The following is a 17,738-nucleotide window of genomic DNA, read 5'->3' on the forward strand; positions in this document are numbered from 1 at the left end:
CCGAATTTAAAGGAGGTTTTGGAAATGATTGATCACCGTATCGTTCAAGAATCGCCGGCTGACCAGCTTTTACGCGAGTATCGGCCCGATGCTTCGTTTTTCTTTTCTTCTCCGGAGCGGACCATTTTGGCCAAAGGCGTTTTTGCCGCAGTTTCTGAAGCTGAAGGGTGCAACCAGATGGAAAATTTGGCTCAGCGGGCTGTTTCCGTTCTCAAAGATGCCGAGCAGTCCGGGCGGCAGAACCCGATCATTGTCGGTGCTGTCCCCTTTGATGAAACAAAGCCCGTGCAGCTTACCGTGCCGAACGAGGTCTGGTGCGCCGGCCCGCTGATGCTTGAACAGGATGTACAAATACATCCGGGTCCGGGACCTGTTTATGACATTGAGCCGATTCCTCAGCCCGGGGAGTATATACGGGGGGTCGAAAAAGGACTGGCCCGCATTGCTGCAGGGGATGTCAGCAAAATTGTGCTGTCCCGGTCGCTGCGCTATACATCACCGGTCAGCATTGATATCTCCCGCGTACTTTGCAATCTTGCACAGCACAATGCGGGCGGATACACTTTTGCAGTCGATTTGTCCAGGCAGGCAGCGGCGTCCGAATCTGCCGGAAGAAAGCGCAGGACATTGATCGGAGCCAGCCCCGAGCTGCTCGTTTCCAGAAACGGACTGCACGTTTACGCAAATCCTCTGGCAGGATCAAGGCCGCGGAGCGATGATCCTGCGGAAGACCGGCGCCGGGCAGCCGAGTTGCTTTCTTCTTCAAAAGATCGCCATGAACACGCGGTCGTCATTGAAGCTGTAGCTGCAGGGCTCAAACCTTTCTGCAAGACATTGGACGTGCCGCGGGAGCCTTCGCTGATCAGCACGGAGACGATGTGGCACCTTTCCACAGAGATCAAGGGCGTGCTGACAGACGCGTCGATATCGTCATTAGAGCTTGCTGCGGCGCTGCAACCGACTCCTGCTGTCTGCGGCACGCCGACAGATGCCGCAAGGGCGGCTATTAAGGAGATTGAGCCGTTTGACCGGGGCTTTTTCACCGGAATGGTAGGCTGGTGCGATTCCGCCGGAGATGGAGAGTGGGTCGTGACCATCCGCTGCGCCGAGGCGGAAGAACGAGCTCTCCAACTGTTCGCCGGAGCCGGCATCGTCGCTGGTTCAAGGCCTGAAGACGAGCTGGCAGAGACGTCAGCCAAATTTCGCACGATGCTCATTGCGATGGGGCTGAACAATGAATAGCAAAAATTGGGGGGATGAATATGCTAGCAGGATGCCCGACATGGCCGGACGAATTTGCTGAAAAATATCGAAAGGAAGGGTGCTGGCGAGGCGAGACATTCGGAGGAATGCTGAGGGAACGGGCAGACAAGCACGGTAACCGGATTGCGGTTACGTATGGAGATGCTCACATTAGCTACGGGGAATTGGATATGAGAGCCGACCGTCTGGCGGCGGGATTTTTGGAGCTGGGCATCAAAAAGGAAGACCGCGTCATCGTCCAATTGCCGAATACACCGGAGTTTTTTGAGGTTTGTTTTGCCCTGTTTCGGATCGGTGCGCTGCCTGTATTTGCGCTTCCTTCACATCGGCAAAGCGAAATCGCTTATTTTTGCGAATTTGCCGAAGCGGCTGCATACATCATTCCTGATACACACTCACGATTTGACTACCGCGTGCTTGCGAGACAAGTCCGCAGCAAGCTGCCGGAATTGCGCAATGTCATTGTCGCCGGCGATCCGGAAGAATTTCAGGGGCTCAGCGATCTGTATAGAGACGCAGATCCCGGCCGCCATCCGCATGTTAAGCCGGACGATGTCGCTTTTCTCCAATTATCCGGCGGAAGCACGGGGCTGTCCAAGCTGATACCGAGAACGCATGACGATTACATATACAGTTTGAGAATCAGCGCTGATATTTGCCGGCTTGATCATAACAGCGTATATCTTGCTGCTTTGCCGATGGCCCACAATTATCCGCTCAGTTCGCCGGGCGTACTCGGAACGTTGTATGCGGGAGCCAGAGTCGTTCTTGCAGAGGGGCCAAGTCCTGACGAAACCTTTCCTCTTATCGAAAAGGAGAGGGTTACCATCACGGGGGTCGTTCCGCCGATTGCTTTAATCTGGCTCGAAGCCGCATCATCGCGATCAGAAGACCTTTCAAGCCTCGAAGTGTTCCAGGTAGGCGGTGCCAAATTCAGCGCTGAAGCCGCCCGCCGTGTAAAGAGCGTGCTCGGTTGTACATTGCAGCAGGTGTTCGGCATGGCGGAAGGTCTGGTCAACTATACAAGGCTTGATGATCCTGAGGACATTGTCGTCAATACTCAAGGGAAGCCGATGTCGCCATTTGATGAAATTAAGGTCGTCGATGAAAACGGCCGCGACGTTGAACCGGGACAAACGGGTGAGCTGCTGACCCGCGGGCCGTACACGATCCGCGGCTATTACAAAGCCGAAGAGCATAATGCGAAAGCATTCACGCCGGATGGCTTTTACCGCACGGGAGATCTGGTCAAAGTGAACTCATCAGGTTATCTGATCGTTGAAGGCCGTGCAAAGGATCAGATCAACAGGGGCGGAGAGAAAGTCGCTGCAGAGGAAGTGGAGAACCACCTTCTTGCTCATCCCTCCGTACATGATGCGGCTGTCGTTTCCATGCCGGATGACTTTCTCGGCGAAAGGTCATGTGCATACATTATTCCGCGCGACACTCCGCCTGCCGCTGCCGAACTGAAGCAGTTTTTAAGAGAGCGGGGGCTTGCGGCATATAAGATTCCCGACCGGGTAGAGTTTACCGATTCTTTTCCGCAGACAGGCGTTGGAAAAGTAAGCAAAAAAGCGCTGCGCCAAGCAATAGCCGAAAAAATGGCGCAGGCCGCCAAAGCGAAACAATAATCAATTGAATGAAAGGACGTGATGTTGATGGCCATTCCTGCCATCTCTCCGTACAAGATGCCGAAAGCATCTGATCTGCCGAAGAACAAAGTGTCATGGATGCCGCACCCGAAGCGTGCCGTGCTTCTTATTCACGACATGCAGCAATATTTTATTGACGCATATACCCGGGGAGAGTCTCCGGTGACAGAGCTTTTGCCAAATATCAATATGCTCAAGGAGCAATGCAAAGAGCTTGGGATACCCGTCATCTACACCGCTCAGCCCGGCGGACAGACACCTGAAGAGCGCGGGCTTCTCCAGGACTTTTGGGGGCCGGGAATCCCTCCGGGTCCGGATCAGCAGAAAATCGTAGAAGAACTGAAACCGGATGAAGGTGATACCGTTCTGACGAAGTGGAGATACAACGCCTTTCGAAAAACGGATCTTTTAAGACTGCTTCAGGAACAGGGCCGCGATCAGCTCATCATTACCGGGGTCTATGCCCATATCGGCTGTCTCATGACCGCATGTGACGCGTTTATGCAGGAGATAGAGACGTTTTTTGTAGCAGATGCAGTAGCGGATTTCTCTTTACAACATCACGAAATGGCTATCTCTTATGCAGCCGACCGCTGTGCTGTCACCGTCACAGCCGAGCATCTTCTGAACGAACTGAAAAACGGGCGAAATGACGATGGTGGGCAAGAAGGCGGCGAACTGCTGTCAAAACAGACGATTCGCGAACAAATCGCCGCGCTTCTCCTTGAATCGCCGGACGATATCATTGACAGTGAAAACTTGATTCATAGAGGGCTCGATTCAGTCAGAATGATGAGTCTTACCGAGCGCTGGCGACGTGCCGGGGCTGAGGTGACATTTGTGGAGCTTGCAGAAGAACCGACGATCGAAAACTGGTGGAGACTGTTGTCTTCCTCTAAAGAAACATCATTGCCAAATTCAGATTATCAATGAAGGAGGTTGCCGTAATGCCTGAATATCAAGATAACCGCAGGCCATTAACCGGAGCGCAGGCCGGCATTTGGTATGCACAGCAGCTAGATCCGCAAAATCCGATTTATAATACCGCTGAATACGTAGAAATCAACGGTCCGATTGATCATGAACTTTTTGAACAGGCACTGCGGCGCGTCATTGAAGACGCTGATACATTGCATGCCCGATTCGGGGAAGATGATGACGGACCATGGCAGGTGATTGATCCGTCATCAGATTTTCCGCTTCATTTCGTCGATGTCAGTGCAAAGAAGGAACCGAGGAAGGCGGCTGAGGCGTGGATGAAGGACGATCTGGCCCGGCCGATCGACTTAAGCAGCGGCCCGCTCTTTACAGAAGCGCTTTTTAAAGCGGCACCCGACCTTTTCTTCTGGTATCACCGGGCACACCATATCGCAACTGACGGGTACAGCTTTATGCTTATTGCGGAGCGGTTTTCAAAACTGTATACCGCACTTGTGCAAGGGAAGGCGGTTGATGATGAAAGGTCTTTCGGGCCGCTTGCCGCAATTCTTAGGGAAGATTCGGTTTATCGTTCCTCAGACCAATATCAAAAAGACCGCCGGTTTTGGCTGGAGCAATTCAGCGATGAACCTGAGGTGGTCAGCCTTGCCGACAGGGCGCCGAGAACGTCTGACCGTTTTCTCCGCCGTTCTGGACATCTTTCTGCCGAACATGCAGACCGCCTCTTGTCTGCGGCAGGCTTGATGGGAGCAAGTTGGCATGAAGCAGTCATCACAGCAGCGGCCATTTATGTTCATCGTCTAACAGGCGCACGGGATGTTGTACTCGGATTGCCGATGATGTGCCGTTTAGGATCGGCTTCGTTGAATATTCCCGGCATGGTCATGAATCTCCTGCCGCTTCGCTTGTCGGTGCGGCCGGAGATGGGAGCTGCCAAGCTCATGAGGCAGGTATCAGAGGAAATCGTAAAAATCAGGCGCCACCAGCATTACCGTCATGAAGAGCTGAGGCGCGATCTGAAACTGCTCGGCGAAAACCAGCGGCTGTTCGGGCCGCAGATTAATCTGATGCCATTTGCCGGCAGCTTGAACTTCGCCGGTCATCAAGGTATTGTTCACAATATCACGACGGGGCCTGTAGATGACCTTTCGATCAATATTTACGGGAGACCCGGCGGAAGCGGCTTAAAGGTGAATATGGATGCAAATCCCGAGGTGTATACGGAAAGCGAACTTGAAAAACATTTGCACCGTTTTCTTATTATTCTGAAAAAAATTTCCGGTTTCCGACAAGATATGCCGATTGGAAAAATAGAGCTGCTGCTGCCTGAAGAACGCCATCAGGCGCTGATCAAGAGGAATGAAACCGATCACCTCCTTCCGAAAGCCGATCTTTCTGAATTATTCGAGATGCAGGTGAAAGAAAATCCAAACTCGCCGGCAGTGGTGTTTAAAGACGGCGTTCTCAGCTATTCCGAACTGAATGAACGCGCGAATCGGCTGGCCCATCTGCTAATTGAAAGAGGGGCCGGACCGGAGCGGTTTGTCGCGTTGGCTCTGCCGCGGTCACAGGAAATGGTGATCTGCATGCTTGCCGTCCTCAAGGCGGGAGCGGCTTATTTGCCTATTGATCCCGAATATCCGGCAGACCGGATCGATTATATGCTCAGCGATGCACAGCCGATGCTTGTCATGACAACGAGGGAGGCTGCGGCAAACATTCAGGAAAATGGAGACGTACCGAGAATGGTCATTGACGAGCAAGACGTCATTCATGACCTTTCCCGTTATTCTGCTGAAAATCCGGTGGGCAATAAAAAACGTTCGTTTCTTCACCCTGCTTATATGATTTATACGTCCGGTTCTACAGGAAGACCTAAGGGCGTCGTTGTACAATCTGAAAGCTTATGCAATTTTCTTTTGTCCATGCAGGAGACGTTTTCTCTTCAGCGGCATGACCGGCTTTTGGCAGTTACTACGGTTGCTTTTGATATATCAGCGTTGGAGATTTACTTGCCGCTCATCAGCGGTGCCTCCTTTATTCTCGCTGAGAAAGAAACCGTTCAAGATCCGCATATATTGGGGAACATGCTTGAAAAGCATGACATCACGATCATGCAGGCAACACCGACGCTGTGGCATGCATTGGCGACAAGCGTTCCGGAAAAGCTCCGCGGACTCAGAGTGCTCGTCGGAGGCGAGGCGCTTCCAAACAATCTTGCCCGGCGATTGCAAGAACTGGGCTGCCGGATTACGAATCTTTATGGTCCGACTGAAACAACGATTTGGTCAACGTGTGCCGCGCTGGAAAACGGCCTGAAAGAAGCGCCTTCAATCGGCCGTCCGATTTGGAACACACAAGTATACGTATTGGACGCAGGCTTACAGCCTGTTCCGCCCGGCGTGGCAGGCGAGCTTTATGTGGCCGGAACAGGGGTGGCGCGGCCGCCCGGATTTGACGGCCGAGCGTTTTATTGCGAATCCTTACGGGCCGCCGGGCTCCCGGATGTATCGGACAGGCGATCTCGTCCGGTGGCGTTCGGACGGTTCTCTCGATTATATCGGGCGGGCGGATCATCAAATTAAGATTCGCGGTTTTCGCATCGAAATCGGAGAAATCGATGCGGTCCTTTCCGGCCATCCCGATGTTCATCAATGCGCCGTTGTTGTTCGGGAAGACCGTCCGGGCGATCCCCGCTTAGCCGCATATGTCGTTCCGGTTGCTGAAGCGAGTCCTGATCCGGCTGCACTTCGCAGCCATCTCAGTGAAACACTGCCTGATTATATGATACCATCCGCATTTGTCATGTTGGAGGCGCTCCCGCTTACTCCAAATGGAAAGCTTGATCGCAAAGCGCTGCCGGCTCCCGTGATGAGCCGGCAGGCAGCCGGACGTGAGCCGAGGACGCCACAGGAAGAAATTTTGTGTGATCTGTTTGCTGAGGTGCTGGGGATATCGCGGGTCAGCATTGACGACAGCTTTTTCGATCTCGGCGGCCATTCGCTGCTGGCCGGCCGGCTCGTCAGCCGTATTCGTGATGTGCTGGGAGCGGAGCTTGGAATCGCCCGTTTATTTGACGAACCGACACCCGCCGGGCTTGCCAAGCAGCTTGATCAGGCGCGAAGCGCCCGGCCGGCGCTTCACAAGCTTGAAAGGCGGGAAGAGATTCCCCTTTCGTTTGCCCAGCGGCGTCTATGGTTTTTATACTGCCTGGAAGGGCCAAGTCCTACCTACAATATTCCAGTTGTTGTCAATTTGTCGGGCCGGCTGAATCGGGAAGCTCTTGAAGCGGAGCTTGGCGATGTTGCAGAACGGCATGAGCCGTTAAGAACGATTTTCCCTGAAAGGCGGGGAACAGCGTGTCAGCTTATACTCGACCCAGACAAGGCCCGGCCTGAACTGCTCGTTTCTCATGTCAGCGAACATGAGCTTGAGGGAGTCATGGCCGAAGCTGTAAGATACAGCTTTAAACTTGCGGAAGAGCCGCCGTTTCGCGCTCAGCTTTTCGTGCTCGGGGAAGACAAATATGTTCTGCTGCTCCTTCTCCACCATATGATCGGTGACGGCTGGTCATTGACGCCCCTGACCCGCGATCTGGAAGCAGCATACAGCGCCCGCTGCCAAGGTGCGTGTCCTGAGTGGCAGCCGCTTCCCGTGCAGTATGCCGACTATGCCATCTGGCAGAAACGTCTGCTTGGCAGTGAGAACGATCCGGATAGCCTGATTGCAAGACAGCTGGACTATTGGACAAAGACGCTTGAACACCTGCCTGATCAGCTTGAGCTTCCGGCTGATTTTCCGCGGCCTGCCGAATCAAGCTATCAGGGCGGCACGATTCAGCTCACCATTGACGAAAAGCTGCACGGCCGTCTGCTCGAATTGGCCCGGACAAGCGGAGTCAGTCTGTTTATGATTTTGCAATCGGGGATTGCCGCATTGCTGACAAGAATGGGAGCCGGAAGCGATATTCCGGTTGGAAGCCCGATCGCGGGCAGAAGCGCTGATTCTTTGAACGGGCTTGTCGGGATGTTCATCAATACACTTGTACTCCGGACTGATACATCAGGTGATCCGAGCTTTCGAGAGCTTCTCGGCAGGGTCAGAAACGTGAATCTTCATGCTTACGAACATCAGGACCTTCCGTTTGAGCGTCTGGTTGAAGTTCTCAATCCTGCCCGTTCCCGTGCCAGACATCCGCTTTTTCAAATTATGCTGGCATTTCAAAACACGCCTGAACCGGCTATTGAACTTCCAGGACTCACATCAACCGTTGAGGTCAAAAGCGTCGGCGCCGCCAAGTTTGATTTGACGATTGAGCTGCGCGAACATCGGAATGCGGACGGGACACCTGCCGGCATTGCGGGCTTCCTCGAATACAGTACAGATCTTTTTAGGCGCGCTACGGCTGAAGCGTTGGCGGCGCGGCTAGTGCGGCTGCTTTCATCCGCCGCAACCGACCCTGATCAACCGATTGGACGACTCGACATCCTGCTTCCTAAAGAACGCCAAATGCTGCTGACAGAGTGGAACAAAGCTCCGCTGAACGTGCCGGAGGCAAGCTTGCCGGCATTGTTTGAGAAGCAAGCTGCTGAAAAACCTGAAGCGATCGCCGTCGTATTTGAGGATGGTGTACTGACATACGGGGAACTCAACAAGCGGGCAAACCGGCTGGCACGGCTGTTGATTGCTAAAGGAATCGGTCCTGAGCAATTCGCAGCTTTGGCGCTGCCAAGATCATTGGATATGGTTGTCGGTCTTTTAGCCGTACTGAAAGCGGGGGCGGCATATGTTCCGCTTGATCCGGACTATCCGGCTGACAGAATCGCTTTTATGCTGACAGATTCCCGGCCTGCGTGCATCATCACAAATTCAGAGGTTGACCTGCGCCTTTCCGCCGGTGATGTGCCGCTGATTACACTTGATAATTCGCATGTAAAAGAAGAGCTCAAACATTATGCTGAAACGAACCCGGGTGATGAAGACCGGCTTGAGCCATTGTCACCGCTCCACCCGGCATATGTCATTTATACATCCGGGTCGACCGGTACGCCAAAAGGGGTGGTCATCCCGCATCAGAATGTTGTCCGCCTTTTTGGGGCAACAGCACAATGGTTCCATTTTAGTGAGGATGATGTGTGGACGATGTTCCATTCTTACGCCTTTGACTTTTCGGTGTGGGAAATTTGGGGCCCGCTTTTGCACGGAGGCCGGCTTGTCGTTGTACCGCACGCTGTCAGCCGCACGCCCGGCGAATTTCTCCGTCTGCTCGTAAATGAAGGCGTGACTGTTCTGAACCAGACCCCGTCGGCATTTTATCAACTGATGCAGGCCGATCGCGACAATCCTGAGATTGGAAGGCTTCTTTCCTTGAGATTTGTCATTTTCGGCGGGGAGGCGCTTGAATTGAGCAGACTGGAAGACTGGTATCAGCGGCATTCGGACAATTTTCCGAGACTGATCAATATGTACGGCATCACCGAGACGACTGTGCATGTCAGCTATATTTCCCTTAATCGGGAGATTGCAGCTCTGCAAGCCAACAGCCTGATCGGCTGCGGGATACCCGATCTTGGCGTTTATGTGCTTGATTCGTGCCTTGAGCCGGTTCCGCCGGGAGTAGCCGGAGAGCTTTACGTAACCGGGAGCGGTCTTGCCCGCGGTTATTTGGGAAGGCCGGATTTGACCGCTGAGCGATTTGTCGCTGATCCGTACGGACCTCCCGGAACCAGGATGTACCGGACGGGCGATCTGGCCCGCTGGCGCTTTGATGGTTCTCTTGATTATATGGGACGGGCTGATCAGCAGATTAAAATCCGCGGCTTTCGAATCGAATTGGGCGAGATTGAAGCCGTGCTGGTTCAGCACGATGAAGTGGATCAGGCCGCTGTCGTTGTTCGGGAAGACCAGCCCGGGGATAAGCGTCTGATCGCCTATATTGTCCCCGCCTCAGAAGCAGAACCCGATCCGGCAGAGCTGCGCCGGTATGCCGCCGGGACGTTGCCTGATTACATGGTGCCTGCGGCATTTGTAAAAATTGATGTTCTGCCGTTGACGCCGAATGGCAAGCTCGACCGCAAAGCGCTTCCTGAGCCGGATTTTACGGCGGCTGTTAAGGGAAGGGGGCCGCGTACGCCTCAAGAAGAGATACTGTGCGATCTGTTCTCAGAAATTTTGAACGTGCCCCGGATCGGAATTGATGACGGATTCTTCGAGCTTGGCGGGCATTCGCTGCTTGCTGTCCAGCTGATCAGCCGAATCCGCGAAGCCCTCGGGGCGGAGCTCGGCATCGGTGATTTGCTGGAAGCCCCGACCGTCAGCGGCCTCGCTGAACGCCTTGAGGTCGGCGGCAGCCAGAGTGCGCTGGATGTCCTGCTTCCGCTGAGAGCTGGCGGCAGCGAGCTGCCTCTGTTCTGCGTACACCCGGCAGGAGGCTTGAGCTGGTGCTACGCCGGTTTGATGACGTCGCTCGGCAAGGAATATCCGATTTACGGATTGCAGGCGCGCGGCATCGCACAGCGGGAAGCACTGCCGGCAACACTGGATGAAATGGCCGCCGATTATATCTCTCATATCAAACAGGTTCAGCCGGCCGGACCTTACCGCCTTCTCGGCTGGTCTCTCGGAGGAAATGTAGTTCATGCGATCGCAACCCAGCTTCAGGAACAAGGCGAAGAAGTTTCTCTTCTCGTCATGCTTGACGCTTACCCGAACCATTTCCTTCCGATTAAGGATGCTCCGGATGAGCAGGAAGCGCTTGTCGCCCTCCTGGCTTTAGGCGGATATGATCCTGACAGTCTTGGAGACGGGAAGCCGCTCGAGCTGTCGAGTGCGATTGAACTTTTGCGGCGCGACGGCAGTGCACTGGCTAGTCTTGATGAAGCCGCAATATTGAACCTAAAGGAGACTTATGTGAATTCGGTTCGCATTTTAAGCGAATATAAACCGCATATCTATCACGGTGATCTTTTGTTCTTCAGATCAACCGTCATTCCGGAATGGTTTGATCCGATTGCGCCGGAATCATGGCTTCCTTATCTTCATGGACAGATTGAGCAGCACGATATTGACTGCCGCCATAAAGATTTGTGCCAGCCGGGTCCGCTTGCCGAAATTGGACGCGTTCTTGCCGAAAAATTAGATGCCTTAGGGGGGAGAGACTGATGACGAATCCTTTTGAACGTGAAGACGGCACATATGTTGTCCTGATGAATAACGAAGGCCAGCATTCGCTCTGGCCGGCATTTCTTGATGTGCCGGCCGGCTGGGCCATCGTTTTTGGGGAATCAAGCCGGAGCGATTGTGTTGAATATATCAGCTCGAATTGGAGCGATCTGCGGCCGAACAGCGTGAAGCCCGCTCTAGGGGTCCGCGGCGGTGATGAGTAAATATGAGGCCGTTCAACCAGCGGACGGTTGTCAGCATCGTATATGTCACGGCGATGTTTATGGCCGCGATGGACGCGAGCGTCGTCAACTTGGCGCTGCCGGCAATCATGAAAGAATTTCAGGCGCCCCCGCCGGACGCCGGCATCGTCAATATCGGATACCTGGTCAGTCTCGCCGTATGTCTTCCGATTGCCGGATGGCTTGGCGACCGTTGGGGTACCAAGCGGATCTTTTTGATAGCGCTTGGGATGTTCACTGCGGCGTCTCTATTGTGCGGGCTTGCTGAACATCTTGCAGCTTTAAATCTATTCCGCATCATCCAGGGAGCCGGCGGAGGGTTGATCACGCCTGTAGGAATGGCGATTTTGTTCAGGACGTTCCCGCCGGAAGAACGGCCAAAGATTTCGCGTGTTCTCGTTCTTCCGGTTGCCGTAGCTCCAGCGCTCGGGCCGATCATCAGCGGGTTTTTTACGGATCAGCTGTCATGGCGCTGGATTTTCTTCATTAATGTTCCGATTGGATTGATCATTCTGCTGGTTGGTCTGTTATGTCTTGACGAGCACACGGAATCAGATGCGGGAAAATTCGATCTGCCCGGCTTTCTTCTCTCAGCCCCGGGAATGCCGCTTGCGGTGTTTGCGCTCAGCCGGGGGCCGGCGGACGGATTCGGATCGCCTGCTGTGCTTGCCGCCGGAGTCGGCGGACTCGTTTTGCTGACGGCCCTCGTATTTGTCGAGCTTCGCACTCGGCATCCGCTGCTCAATCTCCGTTTGCTGGCGGATCGGGTTTTTGGAATGATGAGTATCGTATCGCTGTTCTCGGCGGCCGGACTGCTTGGCATGCTTTACGTGTTTCCGCTGATGTATCAGGATGTGCTGAATCACTCGGCGCTGGATACCGCCTTGATTACGTTTCCCGAAGCGCTGGGGCTGATGCTCGCCTCTCAGCTCATGCCCCGGTCGCTTTCAAGGCTTGGGCCGCGCCGGCTGATCTCTTCCGCATTGTTATGTGCGTCTGTGCTGTTTGGCCTGCTCAGTTTGACAGGGCCTGGAACAAACCCGTGGCTTCTGAGAATGCTGCTGTTTTTGGCCGGCTTTTTCTTAGGCCATGCAGTCGGTGCTGTTCAGGTCACTTCTTTTGCCAACATCCCTTCAGCTTCAATGGGGCGGGCGACGACATTGTTCAATGTACAGAATCGGCTCGGCTCGGCTTTAGGCGTCGCGATCATGTCCTGCCTCCTTGCGGTCATGAGCCGGCATACGGAAGGGGCGCTGCCGGACCTTGCGGCATACAGGACGGCTTTGCTTGGTGCGGCAGGGTTTCTTATCGCTGCTTTTTGCTTCGCGCTTGGCATCCGTGACGCTGATGCCGCCCCCGGCATGGGTGCACGCTCCTCATCATCAGCCCGCGATGAACGGGCGGCGGCAAGCAGCAAATAAAAAAAATCCCCCTGGGAAGTCCCGGGGGGATTCAATTTGTCACGCTACAAAATCGGCGACAGGAGAATCGAAATCGCTTCCTTGAAGCGAATTCTTCTGCTCCGGTTTTGATAATCTTCATAAGTGAGCTCCTTCGAAACTTGCAGATCATTTTCGAATGACAGCACAAGGTTTCTGGCAATTTCCTCGTCATATAAAAAGGCATTCACTTCAAAATTCAGCTTAAAGCTCCTCATGTCGATATTTGCCGTTCCGACTGAAGAAATTTCCTCATCGACAACGATCGTTTTTGCATGAATAAAGCCATTATCATAAATGAATACAGAGGCGCCCGCCTTGAGCAGCTCGCCGATATAAGAAAGAGTCGCCCAATAGACGAAAGGATGGTCAGGCTTGTTCGGGATCATGATTCTGACGTCAACTCCTGACAGGCAGGCGATTCTGAGAGCGTCAAGAAGGCTTGCGTCAGGGATGAAATAAGGCGTTTGAATCAATATGGACCGCTTAGCGGTTGAAATCATTTTAATGTAGCCGTTTTTAATCTGCTCCCATTCCGAATCCGGGCCGCTTGTGACGATCTGCATGCCGATGTTTCCGTGAGAGCCGCACTCCGGGAAAAGATTCGGCTTGTATGTAATGTCATGGCGGTGGGAGGCCTGATTCCAATCAAGGATAAAACGCGTTTGAATCGAATGGACGGCCGTTCCTTTGATTCGAAGGTGCGTATCCCGCCAATAGCCGAATGATGGATTTAAGCCAAGGTACTCATCCCCGACATTAAATCCGCCGACATATCCGATGACTCCGTCGATGATGACCAGCTTCCGGTGATTGCGATAGTTCATGCGCAAATTGATAAATCGAAACCGCGAAGGAAAAAAGACTTCGACATAACCTCCGGCCTTTTTCAGCTCTTTAAAAAAGCTTTTCCGCAGTCTTCTTGATCCCAATTCATCATAAAGAACGCGGACTTCGACGCCTTCCTTTGCTTTTTTGATCAGCGCGTCGCGCAGCTTCTTTCCGATTTGATCGCCTTTATAAATGTAGTATTGCAAATGAATATGGTCTTTGGCATTTTCAATATCGCGAAGAAGCCGATCGAACTTTTGGCGCCCGTCGGTTAAGAGCTCGACGGCATTATCTTCCGTAAACACGGCGTGATTATTAATGATGTGCATATAAATTAAATCTTTGCTGTCCGCCGTCGCCTTGTTCCGAAATTGGAATTCCCGGTTTTTCAATTTGGCGAGCTGCTGATCCAATATTTTCTCAATCCCGATCTTTTTCTGGTCTTCCCAGTAAAAGAGGTGCTTGCGTTTTAAATTATGGCCGAACAATAAATAAAGGATGAAGCCGAGCACCGGGATAAAGAAGAGAACCAGCAGCCAGGCCCAAGAGGCGCTTGCATCGCGGCGCTCCCTGAAGATCACAACGATGGCCAGCAGCGTATTTAAAACTAATACAAAACCGAGAAATATCGATGTGATGCTAATATTTTTAATAATATCCATGTTGAACCTCACAAAGACGGATTTGTTTTGATACATTCCATTTATATCAGTAACTTATCTTTCAAGCAACCATGTCATGTTATACGAGAAAAAAGCAGGAAGGTTTCTTTAAAAAGTGAGCTATAAGGCAAAAAACTGTAAAACATGTTAGAACTAAGTTACGATATAAATATAAAAAGTACGAATTTCTGTTGTAACATTCAAGCAGGAGGGATGTTTATGGATCTTGAAACATTTAATCAAATGCCCGCCTTTATGAGAAAAGAAATGGAAAACCTGAAACAGGTTGCTGCCCCGATATTAAAGAAACGGCTGATCTTTCTTTTTACAGCGGTTCCGCTGCTCGTTATCTCTCTCGTTTATCTGTCATCCTTCTGGGGAGAGACTCATTTCGGTACGGAAACCTTCGTCAAAATCGGTATCGCCGCATTAGGCGCAGCCTTTGGAATGGCCTTGATCAGGGAGTCGTCATATCAAAAAAGAAATGTCCAGCAAAAGGTGTTTCAGTATATTCTCGAACGGATGCAAAAAAGCGAAGTGCTTTCCGATGAGCGGAAAACCCGCTATGTCACGGCGGTAAAAGAGCAGCCGTTTACGGTGATGAGCAATTTCATGGAGTTTTTAAATGAAGAAGAAAGCAGAAGGCAGCACCTTGCTGAATTGTAAAATGAAAAAGAGCTGATGGACAGCTCTTTTTTACGTTGTAACGTCAAGATGCCCCGCTTCATTCAATTCTTTCCCCAATATTTTTAAATCGTAGCGATTGCCGTCCATCTCGGCGATGCCTGGAAAATTACCCCATTCTGAAAATCCGTGTTTTTGAAAAAGGCTGATGCTCGGTTCATTATGGGCGAATATAAACGCCATCAATGAACGGATTCCGAGCTTCGGCGCTTGATCAAGCGCTTTTTTTAAAACGGCCGATCCCATCCCTTTTCCGCGGCGGGCTTCGTGAAGGTAGATGCTGATCTCTGCGGTTTTTGCGTATGCCGGCCGTCCGTAAAACGATTCAAAGCTGATCCAGCCGATGCACTCCTGCGCGTCGTTTTCGACGATATACAGCGGCCTTGCTTCTGTATGGCCCAAAAACCAGCCGAGCTTATCTTCAACTGTCACAGGTTCTGTATCGGCCGTAACCATCCGGGAAGCAATGGTGGAATTATAAATGTCTACGACTGTGTGAAGGTCTTCTTTTTTGGCGATGCGCAATTTCATGATCTTATTCTGTCCTTTCTTGTCCGTTTTTATTGTAAGCGTCCGGTCCGGCTGGCTGCTAAAAATCGGTTCAATAAAAAAAGTTTTTTGTAAATGTATATATTTTCTGAAAAGTGTTCAGAATGTTGCTGAGGTGATGAAAGCATGAAAGAGGAAGAAAAGAATCGTACTTCCAAAATCACAAAGCTGCAAAGGTTTTTTCGCAGGCGCTGGGTATTTCCGGCCATCTATCTGATCAGTGCCGTCGTTGTTTTAACAGCTGTTCTTTGGTATCAATCAGCATCCAATAACGATGTGAAAGATAAGCTGGCGGATGACGGAAAGTCAGCCTACGACAACCGTGATGACGCGGTAGAAGTGGGAAAACCGGTCGAAAATGTCGTAATGCCGGTCGTTGATTCTGAGAATGTAACTGTCGTGAAAAAATTCTTTGAAACAAATGCATCTAAAGAAGAGAAAGAAGCAGCACTTGTAAACTATGATAACACGTATAGCATGAGCAAAGGTATCGACTTGGCAGAGAAAGACGGAAAAACGTTCGATGTTTCCGCATCTCTCAGCGGTACTGTCATCAAGGCTGCTAAAGATCCAGTGTTGGGCTATGTTGTTGAAATCGAGCATGAAGACGGGCTATCAACCGTGTATCAATCCCTTTCTGAAGTGAGCGTTAAGCAGGGTGACAAAATCGAGCAAAATCAAGTCATCGGAAAAGCAGGCAAAAACCTTTATAATGAAGAAGGCGGAAACCATGTTCATTTTGAAATCCGCAAAGACGGAGTTGCTTTAAACCCGCTGAACTTCATGGACAAGCCGGTGTCAAGCATTGAAAAGGCAATGGAAAAGCAAGCTTCTGAAGTGAAACAACCTGCCCAGCCTTCCGTTGAGGAAAAAGCAAAAACGGAAGAAAAAGCGAAAGACGACACTGAAGGAAAAACAAAAAGGGAAGATTCAACTGACGATTCAGGCGCTCAGGATGAGGGCCAGACAAAAGATTCAACACAGCCGTAACACAAACCGTTTACGCCTATCAAATCAGATAGGCGTTTTTTTGTTACAATGTTTTAAAAAACCCGTATCAAATCGAAAGGGCAATCCGTTTATTAAAGTAAGAGGCCTCTTTAAGGAGTGTGAATTCATTCATGAATGAATTAAAACAAAAAGCGCTGATGAAATACTGCATGATGATCACCGGTGACAAATGGGATGCTGAGGATTTGGCTCAGGATACGATCCTGAAATTAATAGAAATTAATCAAGCAGACGCCTCGCCTGCTTATCAAAAAACGGTTGCAAAGCATAAATGGATTGACCGGATTCGAAAAAGAAAGCGCGAGTGCTTTCTTTCGGGCGCAGATCAGGCAGGAGGGCAGACGGAAGAAATAAGGGCTGCGGACGAATGTGAGCATCTGCTGAAACATCTCGCGGCCGAATTAACGCCGAAGCAATTAACGATCTTTTTGCTCAAGGACGTGTTTTACTACCAGCTGCATGAAATCGCCGAAACGCTCGGCAAACCGGAATCATCCGTCAAATCGCTTTTATTCAGGTCGCGCCAGCGTGTCAAAAGGCTTTCATCTGACGTTCTTCAGAGGGAGGCGATCAGTGAGAGCGGTTCAGAGCACGAAAGGCTCTTGATCGACGCGATTTTGCGCCACGATCCGGACCGCCTGCTTGAATACGCAAAGCGGACCTGGCTTTCGAGCGCTTCGCAGCCGTCCTGCATAAGCATGATGAGGTGTGCTGCCTAGGAGGCTAAAAGGCATGAACACCATTCCTTATGTTATTGAAAAAACAGCGGCAGGAGAAAGATCCTACGATATTTTTTCAAGGCTTTTGAAAGACCGCATCATAATGATCGGATCTGAATTTACGGACGATCTCGCCAATCGCGTCACCGCCCAGCTGCTGTTTTTGTCGGCGGAGGACAATGAAAAGGACATTTCGGTCTATATCAACAGCCCCGGCGGATCAACCTCTGCCGGATATGCGATTTTAGATACGATGGAGTACGTGAAGCCTGATATTCGCACGATCTGCGTCGGGATGGCTGCTTCGATGGGGGCGATCATCCTTGCGGGCGGAACGAAAGGAAAGCGGTTTGCCCTTAAAAACAGCGAAATCATGATCCACCAGCCGCTCGGCGGCGTCAAAGGACAGGCGACGGACATGGAGATTTCCGCAAGGCGGATCATTAAACTGAAGGAGAAAATCCAGCAGTTCTTCCATGAACGGACGGGTCAGCCGCTTGAAAAACTAAAAGAAGACATGGAACGCGATTATTTTATGGATGCCAAAGAAGCGAAGGCTTACGGTATTGTCGATGCAGTTTTGTGA

11 protein-coding genes and 1 pseudogene are annotated in these 17,738 nt (G+C 51.5%); 10 read left to right on the forward strand and 2 right to left on the reverse strand.

Features of this window, described 5'->3' with window-relative positions; genetic code table 11:
* The first annotated feature begins 24 nt into the window (after window positions 1-24).
* The 6 genes and pseudogenes from dhbC (at window position 25) to AB447_RS21720 (ending at window position 12,678) form a co-directional block, all read left to right on the forward strand.
* On the forward strand, window positions 25-1,242 hold the full coding sequence (gene dhbC, locus AB447_RS21695; protein ID WP_048354099.1) for an isochorismate synthase DhbC: 1,218 nt from the start codon (window positions 25-27) through the stop codon (window positions 1,240-1,242).
* 20 nt (window positions 1,243-1,262) lie between these two features.
* Complete coding sequence (locus tag AB447_RS21700; protein ID WP_048354098.1) at window positions 1,263-2,894, forward strand: (2,3-dihydroxybenzoyl)adenylate synthase; 1,632 nt, start codon at window positions 1,263-1,265, stop codon at window positions 2,892-2,894.
* 27 nt (window positions 2,895-2,921) lie between these two features.
* Entirely contained in the window at window positions 2,922-3,848 is a 927-nt protein-coding gene (locus AB447_RS21705) for an isochorismatase (protein ID WP_048354097.1), read from the forward strand.
* A 14-nt stretch (window positions 3,849-3,862) separates the two neighbouring features.
* Window positions 3,863-11,015, forward strand: a pseudogene (locus AB447_RS21710) (amino acid adenylation domain-containing protein).
* The gene (locus AB447_RS21715; RefSeq protein ID WP_048354096.1) at window positions 11,015-11,239 is read left to right on the forward strand and encodes an MbtH family protein; all 225 of its coding nucleotides are present in this window, start codon (window positions 11,015-11,017) and stop codon (window positions 11,237-11,239) included. Before AB447_RS21710 ends, AB447_RS21715 begins: the two are co-directional and overlap by 1 nt.
* A gap of 2 nt (window positions 11,240-11,241) precedes the next feature.
* Entirely contained in the window at window positions 11,242-12,678 is a 1,437-nt protein-coding gene (locus AB447_RS21720; RefSeq protein ID WP_048354095.1) for an MDR family MFS transporter, read from the forward strand.
* Between the two features lie 44 nt (window positions 12,679-12,722).
* Here AB447_RS21720 and cls read toward each other — a convergent pair whose 3' ends face one another.
* Window positions 12,723-14,171, reverse strand: coding sequence for a cardiolipin synthase (gene cls / locus AB447_RS21725; protein WP_048354113.1), 1,449 nt, complete (start codon window positions 14,169-14,171; stop codon window positions 12,723-12,725).
* Window positions 14,172-14,408: 237 nt separating this feature from the next.
* Here cls and AB447_RS21730 point away from each other — a divergent pair, with 237 nt between their 5' ends.
* Window positions 14,409-14,855, forward strand: a complete 447-nt coding sequence (locus tag AB447_RS21730) for a YwnF family protein (protein WP_048354094.1) — start codon at window positions 14,409-14,411, stop codon at window positions 14,853-14,855.
* Window positions 14,856-14,885: 30 nt separating this feature from the next.
* Here the strand turns inward: AB447_RS21730 and AB447_RS21735 are convergent, their stop codons facing one another.
* The gene (locus AB447_RS21735) at window positions 14,886-15,404 is read right to left on the reverse strand and encodes a GNAT family N-acetyltransferase (protein WP_057957746.1); all 519 of its coding nucleotides are present in this window, start codon (window positions 15,402-15,404) and stop codon (window positions 14,886-14,888) included.
* Window positions 15,405-15,548: 144 nt separating this feature from the next.
* Here AB447_RS21735 and AB447_RS21740 point away from each other — a divergent pair, with 144 nt between their 5' ends.
* The 3 genes from AB447_RS21740 to AB447_RS21750 all read left to right on the forward strand — a co-directional run bounded on the left by AB447_RS21740 (window position 15,549) and on the right by AB447_RS21750 (window position 17,738).
* Window positions 15,549-16,412, forward strand: a complete 864-nt coding sequence (locus AB447_RS21740) for a stage II sporulation protein SpoIIQ (RefSeq protein WP_048354093.1) — start codon at window positions 15,549-15,551, stop codon at window positions 16,410-16,412.
* Window positions 16,413-16,543: 131 nt separating this feature from the next.
* Entirely contained in the window at window positions 16,544-17,152 is a 609-nt protein-coding gene (locus AB447_RS21745; RefSeq protein WP_048354092.1) for an RNA polymerase sigma factor, read from the forward strand.
* 13 nt (window positions 17,153-17,165) lie between these two features.
* Window positions 17,166-17,738 carry an ATP-dependent Clp protease proteolytic subunit gene (locus AB447_RS21750; RefSeq protein ID WP_048354091.1) on the forward strand — a complete coding sequence of 191 codons (573 nt, stop codon included), beginning with the start codon at window positions 17,166-17,168 and terminating at the stop codon, window positions 17,736-17,738.

This window comes from Bacillus glycinifermentans, assembly GCF_001042475.2.
Classification (GTDB): Bacteria; Bacillota; Bacilli; order Bacillales; family Bacillaceae; genus Bacillus; species Bacillus glycinifermentans.

Excerpts from the sequence above, each read along its gene's own strand:
- AB447_RS21730 (WP_048354094.1), top strand. The coding sequence starts at position 14,409 with ATGGATCTTGAAACATTTAATCAAATGCCCGCCTTTATGAGAAAAGAA.
- AB447_RS21700 (WP_048354098.1), top strand. The coding sequence starts at position 1,263 with ATGCTAGCAGGATGCCCGACATGGCCGGACGAATTTGCTGAAAAATAT.
- AB447_RS21750 (WP_048354091.1), top strand. The coding sequence starts at position 17,166 with ATGAACACCATTCCTTATGTTATTGAAAAAACAGCGGCAGGAGAAAGA.
- AB447_RS21740 (WP_048354093.1), top strand. The coding sequence starts at position 15,549 with ATGAAAGAGGAAGAAAAGAATCGTACTTCCAAAATCACAAAGCTGCAA.
- AB447_RS21715 (WP_048354096.1), top strand. The coding sequence starts at position 11,015 with ATGACGAATCCTTTTGAACGTGAAGACGGCACATATGTTGTCCTGATG.
- dhbC (WP_048354099.1), top strand. The coding sequence starts at position 25 with ATGATTGATCACCGTATCGTTCAAGAATCGCCGGCTGACCAGCTTTTA.
- AB447_RS21720 (WP_048354095.1), top strand. The coding sequence starts at position 11,242 with ATGAGGCCGTTCAACCAGCGGACGGTTGTCAGCATCGTATATGTCACG.
- AB447_RS21735 (WP_057957746.1), bottom strand. The coding sequence starts at position 15,404 with ATGAAATTGCGCATCGCCAAAAAAGAAGACCTTCACACAGTCGTAGAC.
- AB447_RS21705 (WP_048354097.1), top strand. The coding sequence starts at position 2,922 with ATGGCCATTCCTGCCATCTCTCCGTACAAGATGCCGAAAGCATCTGAT.
- AB447_RS21745 (WP_048354092.1), top strand. The coding sequence starts at position 16,544 with ATGAATGAATTAAAACAAAAAGCGCTGATGAAATACTGCATGATGATC.